Source organism: Microcystis aeruginosa LEGE 91341 (assembly GCF_015206885.1).
Taxonomy (GTDB): domain Bacteria; phylum Cyanobacteriota; class Cyanobacteriia; order Cyanobacteriales; family Microcystaceae; genus Microcystis; species Microcystis aeruginosa_H.
The window spans coordinates 1-16,705 of the sequence record NZ_JADEXY010000102.1 but is presented as its reverse complement, the minus strand read 5'-3'; the positions used below and the strand labels follow the sequence as shown (position 1 = coordinate 16,705).

13 protein-coding genes and 1 pseudogene are annotated in these 16,705 nt (G+C 41.2%); 4 read left to right on the top strand and 10 right to left on the bottom strand.

Annotation, left to right across the window (positions count from 1 at the left end):
• A pseudogene (locus IQ234_RS15050) lies at window positions 1-109 on the top strand (IS5/IS1182 family transposase); the annotation flags it as partial.
• Window positions 110-1,573: 1,464 nt separating this feature from the next.
• On the opposite strand, the gene IQ234_RS15045 reads toward IQ234_RS15050, so the two are convergent.
• Both IQ234_RS15045 and IQ234_RS15040 read right to left on the bottom strand, forming a co-directional pair.
• Complete coding sequence (locus IQ234_RS15045) at window positions 1,574-2,257, bottom strand: YdcF family protein (RefSeq protein ID WP_193957678.1); 684 nt, start codon at window positions 2,255-2,257, stop codon at window positions 1,574-1,576.
• Between the two features lie 545 nt (window positions 2,258-2,802).
• The gene (locus IQ234_RS15040) at window positions 2,803-5,460 is read right to left on the bottom strand and encodes a DNA gyrase/topoisomerase IV subunit A (RefSeq protein ID WP_193957677.1); all 2,658 of its coding nucleotides are present in this window, start codon (window positions 5,458-5,460) and stop codon (window positions 2,803-2,805) included.
• Between the two features lie 82 nt (window positions 5,461-5,542).
• On the opposite strand from IQ234_RS15040, the gene IQ234_RS15035 reads away from it, so the two are divergent.
• Window positions 5,543-5,947 (top strand): response regulator, encoded by a 405-nt coding sequence (locus IQ234_RS15035; protein ID WP_193957676.1) that lies wholly within the window; start codon window positions 5,543-5,545, stop codon window positions 5,945-5,947.
• 78 nt (window positions 5,948-6,025) lie between these two features.
• Here IQ234_RS15035 and IQ234_RS15030 read toward each other — a convergent pair whose 3' ends face one another.
• The 8 genes from IQ234_RS15030 to lepA form a co-directional block, all read right to left on the bottom strand.
• Window positions 6,026-6,718: a M15 family metallopeptidase gene (locus IQ234_RS15030; RefSeq protein WP_193957675.1), complete on the bottom strand. Its 693-nt coding sequence runs from the start codon at window positions 6,716-6,718 to the stop codon at window positions 6,026-6,028.
• A 70-nt stretch (window positions 6,719-6,788) separates the two neighbouring features.
• Window positions 6,789-8,390: a DNA phosphorothioation system sulfurtransferase DndC gene (dndC, locus tag IQ234_RS15025; RefSeq protein ID WP_193957674.1), complete on the bottom strand. Its 1,602-nt coding sequence runs from the start codon at window positions 8,388-8,390 to the stop codon at window positions 6,789-6,791.
• Window positions 8,391-8,548: 158 nt separating this feature from the next.
• The gene (locus tag IQ234_RS15020; RefSeq protein WP_185241416.1) at window positions 8,549-9,784 is read right to left on the bottom strand and encodes a DNA sulfur modification protein DndB; all 1,236 of its coding nucleotides are present in this window, start codon (window positions 9,782-9,784) and stop codon (window positions 8,549-8,551) included.
• A 342-nt stretch (window positions 9,785-10,126) separates the two neighbouring features.
• Complete coding sequence (locus IQ234_RS15015; protein ID WP_193957673.1) at window positions 10,127-10,447, bottom strand: DUF4164 family protein; 321 nt, start codon at window positions 10,445-10,447, stop codon at window positions 10,127-10,129.
• A gap of 141 nt (window positions 10,448-10,588) precedes the next feature.
• Window positions 10,589-10,942: a DUF4164 family protein gene (locus IQ234_RS15010; protein WP_193957672.1), complete on the bottom strand. Its 354-nt coding sequence runs from the start codon at window positions 10,940-10,942 to the stop codon at window positions 10,589-10,591.
• 57 nt (window positions 10,943-10,999) lie between these two features.
• On the bottom strand, window positions 11,000-12,814 hold the full coding sequence (locus tag IQ234_RS15005; protein WP_193957671.1) for an ABC transporter ATP-binding protein: 1,815 nt from the start codon (window positions 12,812-12,814) through the stop codon (window positions 11,000-11,002).
• Between the two features lie 315 nt (window positions 12,815-13,129).
• Window positions 13,130-13,378 (bottom strand): hypothetical protein, encoded by a 249-nt coding sequence (locus IQ234_RS15000; RefSeq protein ID WP_228008568.1) that lies wholly within the window; start codon window positions 13,376-13,378, stop codon window positions 13,130-13,132.
• Window positions 13,379-13,437: 59 nt separating this feature from the next.
• Window positions 13,438-15,249: a translation elongation factor 4 gene (gene lepA, locus IQ234_RS14995; protein WP_002744314.1), complete on the bottom strand. Its 1,812-nt coding sequence runs from the start codon at window positions 15,247-15,249 to the stop codon at window positions 13,438-13,440.
• A 636-nt stretch (window positions 15,250-15,885) separates the two neighbouring features.
• Between lepA and IQ234_RS14990 the strand changes: the two genes are divergently transcribed.
• Both IQ234_RS14990 and IQ234_RS14985 read left to right on the top strand, forming a co-directional pair.
• Window positions 15,886-16,116 carry a type II toxin-antitoxin system CcdA family antitoxin gene (locus IQ234_RS14990; protein ID WP_002732463.1) on the top strand — a complete coding sequence of 77 codons (231 nt, stop codon included), beginning with the start codon at window positions 15,886-15,888 and terminating at the stop codon, window positions 16,114-16,116.
• A gap of 225 nt (window positions 16,117-16,341) precedes the next feature.
• The gene (locus IQ234_RS14985; RefSeq protein WP_193957670.1) at window positions 16,342-16,617 is read left to right on the top strand and encodes a hypothetical protein; all 276 of its coding nucleotides are present in this window, start codon (window positions 16,342-16,344) and stop codon (window positions 16,615-16,617) included.
• Window positions 16,618-16,705: the final 88 nt, after the last annotated feature.

Here is a 16,705-nt window from a genome sequence, read left to right as displayed (position 1 = left end):
ATCATCAAGATATAGGAATCGGAGACGGCGTTTTGGTCTGAGATTTAATTTAATCGCTGGCATTTACAACTATGAACTTGCTTTAGGCTATCATCAAGTAGCTGAATAAGACTTTTGCAGGAGGTCTAATAGGGTCTGCTGAAAAAGTTTTTCCTGGGGGTAGGAGTCAGGAGTCAGGAGTCAGGAGTCAGGAGTTTCAGGCTTTGTTGCCCTTGTTTTTTGTACCAAGCGATGTACTACAAGAAGGATAATGCAAGGTTTTTGAAAGTCCCAATCCTATTTTCTTGCACTAACATCGGACTTTAACAGGTCAAAAGCCTTATTTTAAAAGGGTTTTACCATTATTCAGCAAGCCCTACAATAATTACTCGCAGCCAGAAATACGTTGGGACATATCATACTTTGTCCTTTTTGTCAAAAAAAATTTTTTTTTGCAATAAAACTACACAAAAAAAAGATCATCGTTGTGGGTGAAATTGACTGATTTAACCGTCTTAATTAGGATCACCTTCTAGGTGTGGCAAGGGTTTCAACTATTGCTGTCCAAAAAAGCACAAAATAACCCATTATGAAATTCAGTAAAATCGCTGTAACCATTGTAACATCGTTGTTAAATAAAAATCTTTCTCAATTAATTTTTAAGAATTTGTAAATATTGCGGAATATTAATTTAAATATTCTCAAGTTTTTGCACTCAATCAATAAATTTTACTTATCTTTGTCCAACATCGGGTTAGAAGTCAGTATTCTCCGAGTCGGGAGACAGTATTTAGAGCTTGCTGAATAAATCTAAAAACCTTGTTGGATAAGACTTTTAGACTTTTTTCCCTCAAAAAGTGCCAGCCGTTGCGGGGATCGGGGGGAAAATTCAGGTACTTTTTCCCTGAAAATTAGGTAACTGACTACCTCAAAATTGGTAAAACCCCACACCCCACACCCTGCCCCTAGGAAAAGCTTTTTCAGCAAACCCTATTTAGGAGATAGGAGAGAGGTTTTAGGTGTTGGGGTTTTGGTGGTGATTCGGTAAGCTGTTCGTAATTTAAATTGCTTGTTGAGACGAGGCAAGAGGCAAAAGGCAAAAGGCAAGAGTAAAGGGATTGGGGGAGGTTCGGCTAATCTAAGAATAAGCGGGTTAAATGCGTCTTAGCTTAGTAGTGATGGCGGCTTAATCCTTTGCTTTGCTGTGCATTGTAGTCATGGATAAAATACCAAAGGGTTCCCCAACGTGATTCTCCATTTTTTTAGAGCAAAGATAGACTCTCTCTCACCAGCCGAGAAATCCTTTGTCGAAAGGTATTATACTAAATCCGTTGAGCTACAGGCTACATATCAGGAGAGGCAGAAGGCAAGAGGCAAAGGGGAATAAATAATCAGTTTTTAATAACCGAATTTAGTATAATATTTGAGTAAGCAAGACAGGAGCAAGAAAAAGACATTTATCAGAAAAGTCATGATCAAGCTAGAGGTTTAAAGACTGATTTTAGCCAATTATTTTTATTAATAAATATTTTACACAATTCATACCAGGTAAGCAAGAGGGCTACGGCACTACCACCGAATCATTACCGATTGTTTAGCGGATATTACCTTGAGATTCACATTGAAAACCTTGATCGCGCCAAGCTTCTAAATCAACGGAATTTAAGGGAATGACTTGCCAACAGGGGGGATAGATTAATTGTCCGACAAAAGCCCAAATTATACTTCTAGTCACATCTAACCCAGTTTTTAGCTTTGATTCGTGATTACCCGGCACACCAATTTCTCTGACTGCATCGATTTCTACTGCTATACCGTGGGATTGCAAGTGAATTTCTGCTAACCATTTAGCGCGAGGTAAATGAGTAGGAGAGGTGACAACTTTTACTTTATGTACTCCCCATTGTTTTAAAATTGGCACAGCAAAGAAAAAATTGCCGAAGGTAGAATCGGCACACTTTTCTAACCAGACGTTAGTTTTTGGTGCTTTTGCCTGTTCAAATAGTAATAAAATACAGGGGTCTTTCGAGCCTTGGGAAATTAAAATCGGTATATCGGGGTATTGCTGGGCTAGATTGGCTACATAAATTTCCCGACGAATGCTGCCCCCCAAAACTAAAATGGCATCAACGGGTTTTTGTTGATTAATTGGCAAGCGGAGGGCTAAATTAATCGCTAGATTAAGGATAATAAACCCAAAAACTGCAATCAGAGTTAGTTTTAACCATCTTTGCCAATACCGGTGTTTACGAGCAACATTTTTCGGTTTTTTCGCCATTGTTTAGAGATGGTGTAGGGTAGCTCAAAAAATAGATTTACTTTAGTATTGCACCGCCTGAAACCCTCATGAAACCTTGGTTTATTCTCAATTAGTGCGAAGATTTTCTCAATAAGTCCAATTGATTGAGGTAAGCTAAAACGCATCTAAGATGCGTTTTAGCAAGGCAGGAGGCAGGATTAATAAGCGGTTGAGAGTTTTTTGAATTATCAAGATATGTAACTGAAGTGCGTCTAAGCTTACCCCTTAGTAATTGATCAGGGAAAAAAGTGAGAGATTTCACCCAGATTACACTGATAGACAAAATTAACAAATCAACTTTGCTTTAACTCATACTACTCAGTCCTCTATGCTAAGATGATCCAAAAAACGCAAGTTTTTAAGTTGATGGGCAAAAAAAGTTTAATTTTACTCAATAACCAGGGCGTTATTTATGGGACAGCTCAAAAAATCAAATTTTGAGTGACGGAGCCTCTTGTTAGTTATTTAAAGTTATTCCCTTTTCACCACTGTATATCAAGGAAATTTCCTCGACCGACACTTTGTTAAACAAATCTCTTATTCGAGGTGTCCTGTAACAATTGTGCTTTGATAATTTTTTCTGCGGGGTTGAGTTTGACTAATTGTGAACCTGTCCCGTCTTTACCCGTGACTGTCACAGTTTCCACCTCTAAGGGCAGTTTTCGCTCCTGATTGGTACTTAATAACACTATACTCCCTGGCCGCGCCGCTACCATAGCCGCTAAACTATCCTGTTTGTTAACAAATTGTAAAGCGGGTGAACCAAGATCGCCTAATTGTGATAGCCGTAAATTCTCGATCGCCAGTCTTTTTCCGTAACCTAATCCCGAAATCAGCAGCAGATTTTCCCGATGGGGGAGAGAAACACAGCCAGCTAGATGTTCCCCGTAGCGCAACCGCAAAATTGCTAAACCCTGAGCAGATTTACCCATAATTGGCAATAATTCCTCGCGCACGGGATAACGCAGCACTCGACCGCTACTGGTGGCGATCGCTAAGTCTAGGCCCTCGTGAGTAAAAATAGCAGCATATAGGCGATCATCTTCTTTCAATTTCATCAGGGACAAACCCCGACTACCAACCCCCTCTAATTCATTTATGGTAAGCCGCTTTATTCGCCCTTGTTGACTCAGTAAAAGCAATTCTTGATTTTTTTGAGGTTCTGTCAAGAAAAATTGATTTAACACGGCTTCTGACTCTTTTTGGGCGGTTTTGGTCAGCAGACTGGAGATTAACACCGGTTGATTCGCTTGCGGGGGAACTTCCCGGATAGAAATCGGGTAAGCTTTGGCATTATCGAGGATAACTAGGAAATTTTCCCGTTTTTCGATCGCCTGTTGATAGATAATTAAACCCTGGTCCAGCGCTCGCTCTTCTGGTGTCGTCCAACTGATTTTGTCTTCCGCATCAAGCAATAAAATCGCATTTTCTGGGGGTTCTTGGGGCGTAAATAGGCTTAAACTCGGTGTATTCTCACTCTCGGACTTTTTCTTAACTTTATTCTCCTGTTTTTTAACTTCTGACTTGAAAGGGGGTGTGGGGTGTGGGGTGTGGGGTGTAGGTAAGGAAACCTCTTTCATCTCTGGTGGTGAAAATTTTTTCATCGGGACTGTCTCCTGTTTTTTAACCACAGAATCCTGTTTCTTCCCTTCTGTCTCCTGTTTCCTGTCCCCCGACTTGCCGGTGCGAATTTTTGTCCGTCTGCTATCGGCGAATTTTTTCTTTAAAGAGCGCAATTCTTTTTTCAGAGACTTGAGAAACTCCTGACGGTTATGGAGGAGAGTTTCCAACTGTTGAATTTTTGTTTGTAATTCCGTCGCTTCTGTCTCTAACTTTTGTCTTTCCAAACCGGTTAAACGACGTAGGGGCATAGCTAAGATAGAATCAGCTTGTGCGTCACTAATGCCCAATTCTGCCTGAAAACGATACTTAGCCGTCGTCCCATCGGGAGCATTTTTGAGAATATCCACCACTCGATCGATATTCTGCAAAGCTAATAATAAACCCTCCACTAGGTGTAAGCGATCGCTGGCCTGTTGCAACTCATCGCCATACTGACGGGTGAGAGTCGTTTCTCGAAAGCGCAAGAATTCCTGTAAAACTTCTTTTAAAGACAACTGCCGGGGTTGATTATCGACCAAAGCGAGGATAATCGCCCCAAAATTAGTCTGTAGGGCTGTTTGTTGGTATAAAGCCGCCAAAACCTGCTGCGGTTGACTTTCCCGCTTTAATTCAATCACCACCCGAATGCCTTCGCGATTGCTTTCATCGCGGATATCGGCAATTCCCTCCAATTTCCCTAAATTGACTAATTCGGCGATTTTTTCAATCCATGCCGCCTTATTCACCTGAAAAGGCAACTCAGTAACCACAATTGCCGTCCTTTCCCTTCGGCGCTTGCCCTCAATGATAATGGTTTCAGTTTTCGCCACTCCGCGCACGGGAATAATCCCCCTACCGGTGCGATAGGCCTCGCGAATGCCGGTATCATCTAAAATCTCGCCTCCCGTGGGAAAATCGGGACCGGGGATAATTTCTACTAACTTTTCCTCGCTTAAATCGGGATTATCGATCAAAGCGATTAAACCTTCCACCACTTCCCCTAAATTATGGGGAGGGATATTAGTGGCCATCCCTACCGCAATACCCGAACAACCATTAAGAATTAGTATCGGTAACTGAGCGGGTAAAACAACGGGTTCCTGTTGAGAATTATCAAAATTATTGCTAAAATTAACGATAGCTTCGCTAATTCCCCCTAAAACCGCCTGATCACCGATGCCAGCCAAACGGGTTTCTGTGTAACGCATGGCTGCCGGGGGGTCGTTATCGATCGAACCAAAGTTACCATGGCCCGATAAAAGTGGGTAACGACTGGAAAAATCCTGTACCATACGAACCAGTGCTTCGTACACTGACTGATCACCGTGGGGATGATATTTACCCAAGACATCCCCCACCACCCGCGCACATTTGCGAAAAGGGCGATCGGGAGTTAAACCCAGTTCGTGCATAGCGTATAATATGCGACGATGTACTGGTTTTAAGCCATCGCGTACATCCGGCAACGCTCGCCCCACGATCACACTCATGGCATATTCTAGATAGGAGCGTTCCATCTCTTGGTGTAAGGCCGTGGGTATAATTTGACCACTAGCTAAGAAATCCAGTTGTTTGGCCATGAGTCTCTCGTTTTCAATCTGTCTAGCTGTGAATCATAAGGCATTTTGCCCTTTTTAACCTTGTTTATCCCTGAGCATCCCTATGACGACTGTTTTGATTGTAGAAGACGACCCGATTAATTTTCGCGTTTTTGCCAAAATTTTGACCAAACGAGGTGGTCTAGAGGTCAAAGGGACCGAAGATGTGGAAGAAGTGCTTCGTATTGCTCGGGACAAGGAAGCGGATGTGATCTTAATGGATGTCTCCCTCTCCCATAGTGTCTATGAAGGGAAAGCGGTAGATGGTATTAAAATCAGCCAAATTCTCAAAGCTAACCCCGAAACTGCCGATTTACCCGTTATTCTCGTCACCGCTCACGCTATGGAAGGCGATCGAGAGAATTTTCTCCAGCAGAGTCGGGCCGATGGTTATATTTCTAAACCAATAGTTGATCACCAAGCTTTTGTTGAGCAAATTTTGGCGATTATCGATCAGAAGCCGGTCTAAGCTTTGATTCTTCTTTTGTTAGTATATCAGTATTGATATAGGGGGGCTGCTTTCAGTTTACTCCTAACAGCTATCTCCCTAATCCTCCACTCTGCCATAGATGGCGTAGGCTCGATCGAGCGACCAGGCCCACATCTGATCCCCTAGGGAAAAATGCCACCATTCCCCCTTATGTCGGCTAAATCCCGCCTCCTCCATCACTTTAGCCAATAAAACTCGTTTTTGATGATAACCCTGTTCTCGCGGGCTTTTTGCGGCGATATAATGATCGGGATGCGATCGCTTTCCGATCTCATCGATTTCTCCCCCCATGTCGATGGCTTGTCCCTTCTCGTCCACTAGGGTAATATCGATCGCCGCTCCGGTACTATGGGGAGGCGGGGTGGCGGCATTATCGCTGGGAATTGCCCAAATAGTGTAAACTTCTGTTAAAATCCCTTGACTTTCTGCCTCCGATAGTTTCTCTTTGGCTAACCCTCTTATGTCTAGGAGAGTCTGAAAACTATAATCGACCATAAATTGTTGCACTTCGATCGGTCGATAGGCATCAAAAATCAAAATTTGCCAACCAGGTTGATAGACTTGCAGACGGTTTTGAGCATCAATCAGGGGATTTAAGACCCCCTGTCGCAAAAAATAGGGAGATTTACCCCGATAATTAGCTCCTAATTTCTCGTAAGCATGGGGAGAAGGGATAACAAACTTATCTGCGGGTATAGGTACTAAGGGTTCCCCACATTCACGAATAGGAATTTTTTGGTAGGGTTTCATCTCGTCATCGGGAAACAGTAATTTTATTGATAGTCAACTCGATCGCCAGTTTACGGGTAAAATAAACCCGTTATTCCTCCTCCTCATCGGTTGTAGGAAATTTCATACTGGCCCAAGTTAACTGTTTTTGTGGGTCTTTTTCCGGTTCACTAAAACTCTCTTTGAGTTGTTCTTTTACCTGAGCAATGTTGCCACTTTGAGCGGCATTCTTTAGATCATAGACATAACGAGCATTTTCGATCGCTTCCTCTTTACTACGAGAACTAGACTCAAAGCATTTTTCTAGGTCTTTGTAAATACCCTTGCGAGAGATTTTGAGAAAATATTGACGTTCTGTATCGATAAGTTTAGCCAATAATTCTAGGTGCATGGAATCCTCGGCACAGATATCCGCGAGTATATCCCATTCTTCACTCCCCAAAAGATTATTATCCGCTCCCGGTCGCGGGTCTTGAAAAGTTTCTCCAGTCACTTGTTTATAAATCTTTGGTAATTGGTCATCAAATTCGTGCTTTTCTTCCCTCCAAATCCGGCGAATTTCGCTGAGTTCCTCCGTGGTAATTAGGGTAATATCTTTCATCTCCTCTGGGGCATTAGTACGCACGCTCTCCTGAGCCTCTAATACCCTTCTCAGCCAATATTCTCGCCATTGTTTAGTATAAGGGCCCGGTATGGGTTCGATCGATATTTCTCCATTTAAGTTTCTTTCAAATAATTGTACTTTCCCAATAAGACGACGAAAATCACGTCTCTCTCTATCATCCAAAAGGTCTAATTCATTTCTGAGTTCTACGAGTGGTTGTAACCATTCCTTTTCTTGGTCATTCTGAACCATCATACTCAGAGATGTATCTTTATCTACCAAAGTACAAACCCAACAACCAAAACGGGAACTTCCACAGCTAGGAGTGGAGGTATCTACCACTAGGGGACATTCATTATCCGCAGTCGCTCCTCGATACATTGCTAATAATTCTTTGTTATCTCCTCCCCAGGGATTTTCCCACTGCATTAAGTACATCCATACTTCATCAGTACGCCAATCTTCTATGGGACTATAAACTAGAGAATTGGGCATATTTGCATTAGGACTCAAACGCTCACGAAGTCTTTTAGCTTCTAATTTTTCCATCACCTTAGCACGACGAGAGCTTTCTGTTTTGCGGATTCCCAAAACTAATATTGTTTCCCCACAATTTCTGATGACTTCACGAATAAAGTTATTAGAAGCGTTAATTTTCAGTCTTCCAGTACACCAACGAAATTTCAAACGGGGAGCAGGATAACCCTTACCTATTAATCCACTCCAAAAGCGATCTTCCACAGCAGGATAGAGTAAATGTAATTTAAATGGCATTCTGTGAGCTTCTGAAGCTTTTTCCAGCTTTTCCATTGACTTTCTAACCCATGCAGAGACAATGGGATTTTCAACCATTGTGTCGGTGGTGATGACATGAATAGTTTTTTGTCGCTTCTCTAATGGTAAAGCAGCGATCGCATTCCAGATTAACTGTAAAACTGCTGAACTATCTTTTCCCCAAGAAACACCAATAATCCAAGGAATCTCATCTAAACAGTAGAGCTTTTGTACTTCTTGAGTCAGTAGTTTAATATCTTCTACGAACTCATCAATAGTACGATTCGGTAGTAGAGAGGTTTGGATTGCGGTCATTACATATATACTTTTAAGGTTCTCCTCTCTATACTGTATGTCTAATTAGTAAAACCTATCAATAGGCACACAAAAAGAGAGATAAAGCAAAACTGCTCGATCTCTGCTTGTGATTTCAGAAAGGAGATAAGACTGAATTGCTCTAAATCTACTCGAAACTAGATTAAAACTATCCCAGTTTTCTCTTTTACAGCATCTCTGGCGATTTTAAACGCTTTATCGACTGCTGTTGTCTGTGTAACTATCTTTTTAGCACCAGCATCATCAATCACGATACTATTTAGCCATAAAGCTGAGTCACGGGTATAATCCAAACCTGCAAGTGCTTTAATTAGAGCTTCTCGCTGTAAATCAGTGAATTCTTGGCCAAAAAAGATGAAATGTCCAATGCGACTGAGTACCTGAAACCCAACCGTATTAAAATCCACACGCTGCTGTCTGAGATCGTATAAGTTGAGATTGACCGTTTGAGATGCAGGCTGCAGCAAAAGTCGCCAAGTATCGTTATTTTTGGCGAATTCTGTGTAAAAAATCTTCAGTCTCTCTAACATCAGCAAAAATTCACTCTTGCTTTGACGAGAATGAGATTCTATAACTGGTTTTCGAGATGAACCAAAAAGAAATTCAGCGACACCGATTCTTAACTGACTCATAGTAAACATATATTTGGTGTCTTTTCCGATAGTACGAGAGATTTTATCAATCCGTCCATTGAAAATGACTAGATCTTTAGTAATTGTCCGAGTTAACTTAGCAAGAGGATCGGTAACGTCGAAAGCAGCCAATAAAGCAGGAGGTATGGGTTTATTTTTGGCACAATCGGCAAAATCTTGATGAATTTGATCCATATCTGCTTCTTGAACTACCAGCACAGTTACGCTGTCGTTACGCAGGTCAGGTTTTTCAGGTAAAACTTTTTCGATCGCTTTTAACCGATGTTGACCATCAGTAACATAAAGTTCTACATCTATTGGCATAACAGCATAACCGAATTTGACTGGACCTGCACCATAGGTAAAAACTTTGATCGGTGTATTCGAGTTAAAGATGAATGGGGGCAAAATATACTGATCTGTCTCTTGCAAATATTTTGCAATCTCGTTAACGTGCTGGAGAATAAGTGGTCTGTTCATGACTTCATCCGCATTAGACTTATTCTTTTTAGCTTCAGCACTCTGTAATTTTGCCAATTCAATCAGCAGACTACAAGGTAGAGAAAAAACTAGATGAGTTCTTCCCCCCTGTTCGTAAACATGACAAATAAAAACTCTCGCTCCCGATGTGGCCGAATCAGCGAAAGCTAAAGTCTGCGCTTCATCTTGTCTTTGACAGTGTACGAGGTCAGCACTGGAACGGTAGCCATCGTCATTGACAGCCGATGTGATCTGAGTCATAATTAACCTTGAAAAAATGTCCAAAAACAATTAAGTAAATACAAACGTCCGAGAAGTCCTACTGCAATAGGTACTTATCGGAATTTTTGTTTATGTACTGAATCTAGTTTAAAGAAAGCTTTTAGGCTTGTCAATGGCCCATATAAAGTTAAAATACCGTTTTTGCAGTCAAGATATGGACTGATTTTGGTTTTTGCAGTCGAAAAGTGGATTAATAGGTAAAATTCAGTAGGGTATAGGTAAGATACTCAAAATAGCGATCGCGAACTATAGAATATTTGTACTGATAAAAAAGCAGGCTTGTGGGAGAGTAGTTAAGCTAATGATAGCCACAGGTTAATTCTAGGGATTACCTGAAAAAAATACTTTCCAACCGGCAGTAGCGATCGCACTTGCCAAAAGAATAATTAATGTCCAAACCTGATTTTTTTGGGTTCCTTCCACTGATTTTAGGCGATTATCGATGCCCTCAACTTTTTCGGTTAACTTTGCCTGTCCTACCTCTAGCTTATTTAACCGTTCGTCGATTTTATCAAATTTTTGGTCAACATCTTTTTGGAAACTGTCAAATTTTTGATTAACATCTTTTTGGAGATTGTCAATTTTCCCCTCAATCCTCGTCAAAACAGCTTCTAGGGAATAGGTAACGGTTTCGTTAGACATGGTATCAACTTCCATTAGATATATTTTCTCGGTTCCCTATCGGGGACTATTTTAAGGCTAAACCGGTTCGAGGTTATCTGAGAACATCGTTTTTCTGGGATGACAAAACTTGAAACTGTGACTAATAGCCACTGTTTAATTCTAGGGATTACCTGAAAAAAATACTTTCCAACCGGCTGTAGCGATCGCACTTGCCAAAAGAATAATTAATGTCCAAACCTGATTTTTTTGGGTTCCTTCCACTGATTTTAGGCGATTATCGATGCCCTCAACTTTTTCGGTTAACTTTGCCTGTCCTACCTCCAGCTTATTTAACCGTTCGTCGATTTTGTCAAATTTCTGGTTAAAATCTTTTTGGAGACTTTCAAATTTTTGGTCAACATCTTTTTGGAAACTGTCAAATTTTTGGTTAACATCTTTTTGGAGATTGTCAATTTTCCCCTCAATCCTAGTCAAAACAGCTTCTAGGGAATAGGTAACGGTTTCGTTAGACATGATATCAACTCCCATTAGATATATTTTCTCGGTCCGCTATCGGGGACTATTTTAAGACTAAACCAGTTCGCCAGTTTCTTGCAAAGAGTGGAGACGTTGATAGATTCCCTGCTGATTTAATAATTGATCATGGCTACCGATCTCGACAATGCGACCATTATCTAAGACGACAATTTGATCAGCTTCTCGAACGGTACTAAGACGGTGGGCAATAATAATCGTGGTGCGAGTGCCTAAAATGGATTTCATGGCTAGTTGAATGGCTCTTTCTGACTCATAATCTAAGCTAGAAGTGGCTTCATCAAACACTAACACATCTGGATCAACAATTAAGGCCCTAGCAATTCCTAAACGCTGTCTTTGTCCCCCCGAAAGACGCACGCCCCTTTCCCCTACAATAGTGGAATAACCATTAGGTAATTCCTGAATAAATTCATCGACACGGGCAATTTTACAGGCTTCTTCTACCTTCTCGAAGCTAATATTAGGATTACCGTAGGTGAGATTTTCTAACACCGTACCATTAAACACATCTACTTCTTGATGGACAATCGCTAACCGTCGCCGATACCAAGTGACATCCAAGCGACGAATATCCTCGCCATCCATCATAATTTGCCCTTGATTCGGTTCAAAATAGCGGAAAAGTAACTTAACTAAAGTGGATTTTCCTGAACCAGATTTTCCCACTAATGCCACGGTTTGATAGGGTTCAATCAGCAGATTAATATCCTTGAGAATCGTTCTTTCTGGACTATAGCCAAAGCTGAGATTACTTAATTCGACTTTCCCCGTAAAACGATAGGGATTATGTTGGGCATGATCGGCTAAAAGACTACCAGCATCAGTACCACTAGGCAAGTTGATAAATTCGTTTAGACGTGCCATAGAAGCATAGCGACGGGCAAAAGTTTCTGCCATTTGGGATAGGGGATCTAATTCCGCATAGGCCATACTAGCGAGGGTATAGGTGGTGATAAAATGCCCGATCGAGATTTTCTGTTGAACGGTGGCTAGGAGAGTAAAGAAAAATACTCCAAATAAACTAGCTTGGACGAGGGTTTTTTCCCAAGTAATTAAGTCCACATAACCCTTATGAATTCGATAGATAACGTAGGTAAATTCCCTCTCTAAACGCTGTTTTTGACGATATAATTCCTGTCCTTCTGTGGCAAAAGCTTTGACAGTTTTGATATTAGTAATAATCTCAGAATTGCGACTTTGGGTATTTTCAATATGCCGATCAAGAATTCTTTCTTTTTGCATTAAATCTTTTAAATCTCTGACAATAAAAACTAGAATTAATACAAAAGAAATGACAAAAGCGAGGGCGATCTGCCATTGAATTATCCAAATAACAATAAAAATACCCAAAACTCTAAACAATTTTGGGATCATCATTCCCGCCACTTCAGGATAAGTCCAAGTATGATTTTCTATGCCTTTGGCGATCCGGTTAGCGATGCGTCCCGGATTATTTTCATCGTAAAAAGATAGGGGTAAGGTGAGAATTTTGGCAATAATTTTTCTGAGATGATCTCGTCGCGCTCTTAAGGATATTTCCCAGTGAAACCAGACACCTACCCAAGGCTGAATTGGTGCTTTAATTACCGTGGTTAGGAAAGTTAAGCCTAATAATACTCCTAAACTAACCCACTTTTCTGAGGCAAAGGGAGTTAAAATCATCGTGCGATTAACTAAAGATTGGACGAATCCATCTAAAGGTTGATCAGAAAGAACATTAAGAATCTGTCCGACAGCGTAGGGAACCATCAGATCGATAATTTCAAAGACACTGGAGGCAGCAATGCTCAAAAAGGCGGCTTTTTGATAATTGCGATAGTAACTGAGAATATCCCTTAAGGAAGCCATAACATCAAGTAAATTGCCAATTTTTAACTTCTATCTGGTAACTGCTAACTGAAGAGACTGACGGCACTTTTAGGATTGTTTTTCTGGATTTACCATTATACTTGTGATAAAATTGTACAATGTATTCACTAAAATATGTGTCAATTTGATTAAATTATGCTCGAATGGATAAAGATCAGGTTTAAGAATTAACAGTTCTGTAACACTATAAAGAGGTGATAATTTACAGATTTTTTAAGCATTAAACCAAGTTTGAGCGTTTTCTCTTTTAATTATTTCCCTATTCTCTCTATAAATATATTCAGTAACTAGGGTTTAATCAGAAGTAAATTCACCCAACCAATGATAACGAACATGATCATTGGTTAAAAATTCTACATCCCATTTCACCCCATTTACCGATGCACCGTTAGTGATTCTTTTTAAATTACTAATAGCCTTTAAAATCGAGGTTTTTCCTGCACCTGAGATACCAACTAATAAATTAAAATCTGGAAAAAACTCGCAAGAATCTATACTTAATCCAGAGGCTAAATCTTGATAGGATAATCTCAAAAGTTTCATAATAATTTCTTTCCCTCTGCCAAAACTAAAAAGGGTGAGTTAATACTCACCCCAAGATTTTACTGAGGATCGAGTTTTAGGACTGCCATAAATGCCTCTTGCGGGACATCAACAGTTCCGATCGCTTTCATCCGTTTCTTCCCTTTTGCTTGCTTGTCTAATAGCTTTTTCTTGCGGCTAATATCACCACCATAACACTTAGCTAAGACATCCTTTCTTAAAGCGGGAATATGTTCACTAGCGATGATTTTAGAACCAATAGCTGCTTGAATGGGAACCTTAAATTGATGCCGGGGAATTAATTCTTTTAACTTTTCGGTTAAAGCGCGACCAACATAATAAGCTTTATCCCGGTGAACGATCATCGCTAAAGCATCAACGGGATCACCATTGACCATAATATCTAATTTAACTAGCTCATTTTCCCGATAGCCAATTAATTGATATTCCATACTAGCATAACCGCGCGATCGAGATTTTAATTGATCAAAAAAGTCCGTCACCACTTCTGCTAAAGGTAACTCATAAATCAAAGCGGTGCGAGTTTTAGTAAAATAACGCATATCCTTGAAAACTCCCCGACGACTTTGACATAATTCCATCAAAGCACCTACATAGGTTTCCGGAGTAATCATTTCCACTTGGATATAAGGTTCCTCAATTTTTTCCCGTTTTTGTGGGGAAGGTAACAAACTAGGATTATCCACCTCGACAATTTCCCCATCGGTGGTAGTTACCCGATAAACTACCGAGGGAGCAGTGGTAATTAAATCTAAGTTATATTCCCTTTCTAGTCTTTCCTGGACGATTTCCATGTGTAGCAGTCCCAAGAAACCGCAACGGAAACCAAAACCCATGGCGCTAGAAGTTTCCGGTTCGTAGGATAGAGCTGCATCGTTTAATTTTAACTTTTCCAGCGCATCTTTGAGATCGGCATACTGATCAGCATCGGTGGGGAATAATCCGCAGAAAACCATCGGTTTTGCTTCTGTATAACCGGGTAAAGGCTCTTGTGCTGGTTTAGCGGTTAGAGTAATCGTATCACCCACCCGGGCATCGGCAACAGTTTTAATCGCAGCTGCCAGATAACCCACTTCTCCCGCATGAAGTTCATTTACTTGTACCTGTTGCGGTGATAAAATTCCCAATTCATCGATCACAAATTCTTTACCAGAAGCCATAAAACGAATTTTATCGCCCTTTTTCACCCGACCATCCATAACGCGGAAATAAACAATTACTCCCCGATAAGCGTCGTAATAACTATCAAAAATTAAAGCTCGGAAGGGTTCTTCGAGGGTATCTTGGGGAGGGGGAACTAATTGGACGATCGACTCTAGAATATCATTAATACCGATCCCAGCCTTAGCCGAGGCCCGAATCGCCTCACTACAGTCTAAACCCACCACTTCCTCGATTTCCGCTGCGACTCGTTCCGGTTCGGCACTGGGTAGGTCGATTTTATTTAAAACTGGGATAATTTCGAGGTTATTTTCCAGCGCTAGGTAAACATTGGCTAAAGTTTGCGCCTCTACTCCTTGGGACGCATCCACAACTAATAAAGCTCCCTCGCACGCCGCTAGAGAACGAGAAACCTCGTAGGAAAAATCCACATGGCCGGGGGTGTCAATCAGATTGAGAACGTATTTTTGACCATCCTTAGCGGTATAATCCATGCGTGCCGCCTGTAACTTGATGGTGATACCTCGTTCCCGTTCCAAGTCCATATTATCGAGAAATTGTTCTTTCATCTCCCGTTGGGCTACGGTTCCCGTAATTTGCAGGAGGCGATCGGCGAGAGTTGATTTACCATGATCGATATGAGCGATGATGGAAAAATTGCGAATGCGAGAAACGGGAACGTCAGTCATCGTGGTTCACTGCTGGCAAAAGTCAGGGGTTTTTGACACTCTCCGTCCTAAAAGTGCGGAGATTCTTGGGCTGAATCCTGCCTCTACTAGCAAAGCTAATTTTGGTCTTACAGCTTCATGTCTAGTCCGACTACACCTACAAGGCAAGCGCTCTTAGGGACTACTCCCCAAGCGTAAATTCGGGTATGCCCTACCCTATTTAATTTTTTTTATCTCCCACCTATGCCGTACTTTTTTTGATTAGAGCAGTGAGGTATTGGGGCAACCCGAAATGGGTTGGTGACACTAGCTTTTGTCCAACGGTCAGTTCGCGTGTCACGACTACACATCTGATTTTCCGCTTGCCAATCAGTTTAACACAAAGCCGTCCTAAAAGGGCGAGGCTTTAAACCCAATTTTTCGGTAAAGGTAAAAAAAGCTAAACTGCAAGTATAGTCAGGGTTTCGGCCTTGGCTTCCCCTCTCGGCATCCACAGGAAACTATGGTAGGCTTGATTATGGTGACAAAATCAGGGAAAGGGCAATGGCTAAGGAAAGGCTCTATGATTTGTCCAAATCGGATTACTATAGATAAACTCTTGGATGAGAATCCTCGACTGACGGGTAGAATGATAGATAGCAATCATTAATAGAGCTTATGAACGACAATGCTACACCGACTCAGCGCACGGCGGAGAAAGTTGAAATCGCTATTCACCTTGACTCGGAAGTTTTAGACCAGATTAAACACCTGACTAACGATCCTAGTCGCATTATCGAAACAGCGATTAAACAGTGGCTAAGAGGAGAGAAACAACCGGATGAGGACTTAACCCGTCATCTTCGACGCAATCCCCCCGTACCACCCAAAGGGGAATGGAATGACTAAGATTTTTCAGTCTCTAATAGGTTATTTCCCGACGGAGAGACTGAAATATTTTCTTAGGTCAACTATTGACGGTAATTGAGATTTTTCCCCAACTAAGCTGGTCATACTAAATTCGTTGAGTATAGGCTAGATATCAGGACAGGCAAAAGGGGGAATAGATAATCAGTTTTTAATAAACGGATTTAGGATCATTTTGCTTGGGTACTGACAGGAGGAACAAAACTGATGCAGATAGAAATTCAAGGAGCCGATGCTATCAAAGTTGCTCAGGAAATCCTAGAGATGGAAGGGGTGCAAGGCAGCTACGAAGTTATCTCCGAAGTGGAGAGAGAGGGAACCCTTGCTACCATCGCCACCATCATCGGCATTATTAGCGGAACAATCGCCATCGCTGAGAAATTTTACCAATTAAAGCGAAAAATTGACTCTCCTGAAACCCCGAAAATCGAACGAGTGTTAATTAGACCTCCTGCAAAAATAGGAACTGATTATGTAAAATAAAGTAAAACACTCAGAAAAACAATGACTTACGAAAAAGTAAAAAATTTGAATCCAGAAGAGTTTAAACGCTTTTGTGGAGTATATCCTG

Bases quoted from the DNA above. Each gene is read 5' to 3' on its own strand.
- IQ234_RS15045 (WP_193957678.1), bottom strand. From the start codon at position 2,257: ATGGCGAAAAAACCGAAAAATGTTGCTCGTAAACACCGGTATTGGCAA.
- IQ234_RS15040 (WP_193957677.1), bottom strand. From the start codon at position 5,460: ATGGCCAAACAACTGGATTTCTTAGCTAGTGGTCAAATTATACCCACG.
- IQ234_RS15035 (WP_193957676.1), top strand. From the start codon at position 5,543: ATGACGACTGTTTTGATTGTAGAAGACGACCCGATTAATTTTCGCGTT.
- IQ234_RS15030 (WP_193957675.1), bottom strand. From the start codon at position 6,718: ATGAAACCCTACCAAAAAATTCCTATTCGTGAATGTGGGGAACCCTTA.
- dndC (WP_193957674.1), bottom strand. From the start codon at position 8,390: ATGACCGCAATCCAAACCTCTCTACTACCGAATCGTACTATTGATGAG.
- IQ234_RS15020 (WP_185241416.1), bottom strand. From the start codon at position 9,784: ATGACTCAGATCACATCGGCTGTCAATGACGATGGCTACCGTTCCAGT.
- IQ234_RS15015 (WP_193957673.1), bottom strand. From the start codon at position 10,447: ATGTCTAACGAAACCGTTACCTATTCCCTAGAAGCTGTTTTGACGAGG.
- IQ234_RS15010 (WP_193957672.1), bottom strand. From the start codon at position 10,942: ATGTCTAACGAAACCGTTACCTATTCCCTAGAAGCTGTTTTGACTAGG.
- IQ234_RS15005 (WP_193957671.1), bottom strand. From the start codon at position 12,814: ATGGCTTCCTTAAGGGATATTCTCAGTTACTATCGCAATTATCAAAAA.
- IQ234_RS15000 (WP_228008568.1), bottom strand. From the start codon at position 13,378: ATGAAACTTTTGAGATTATCCTATCAAGATTTAGCCTCTGGATTAAGT.
- lepA (WP_002744314.1), bottom strand. From the start codon at position 15,249: ATGACTGACGTTCCCGTTTCTCGCATTCGCAATTTTTCCATCATCGCT.
- IQ234_RS14990 (WP_002732463.1), top strand. From the start codon at position 15,886: ATGAACGACAATGCTACACCGACTCAGCGCACGGCGGAGAAAGTTGAA.
- IQ234_RS14985 (WP_193957670.1), top strand. From the start codon at position 16,342: ATGCAGATAGAAATTCAAGGAGCCGATGCTATCAAAGTTGCTCAGGAA.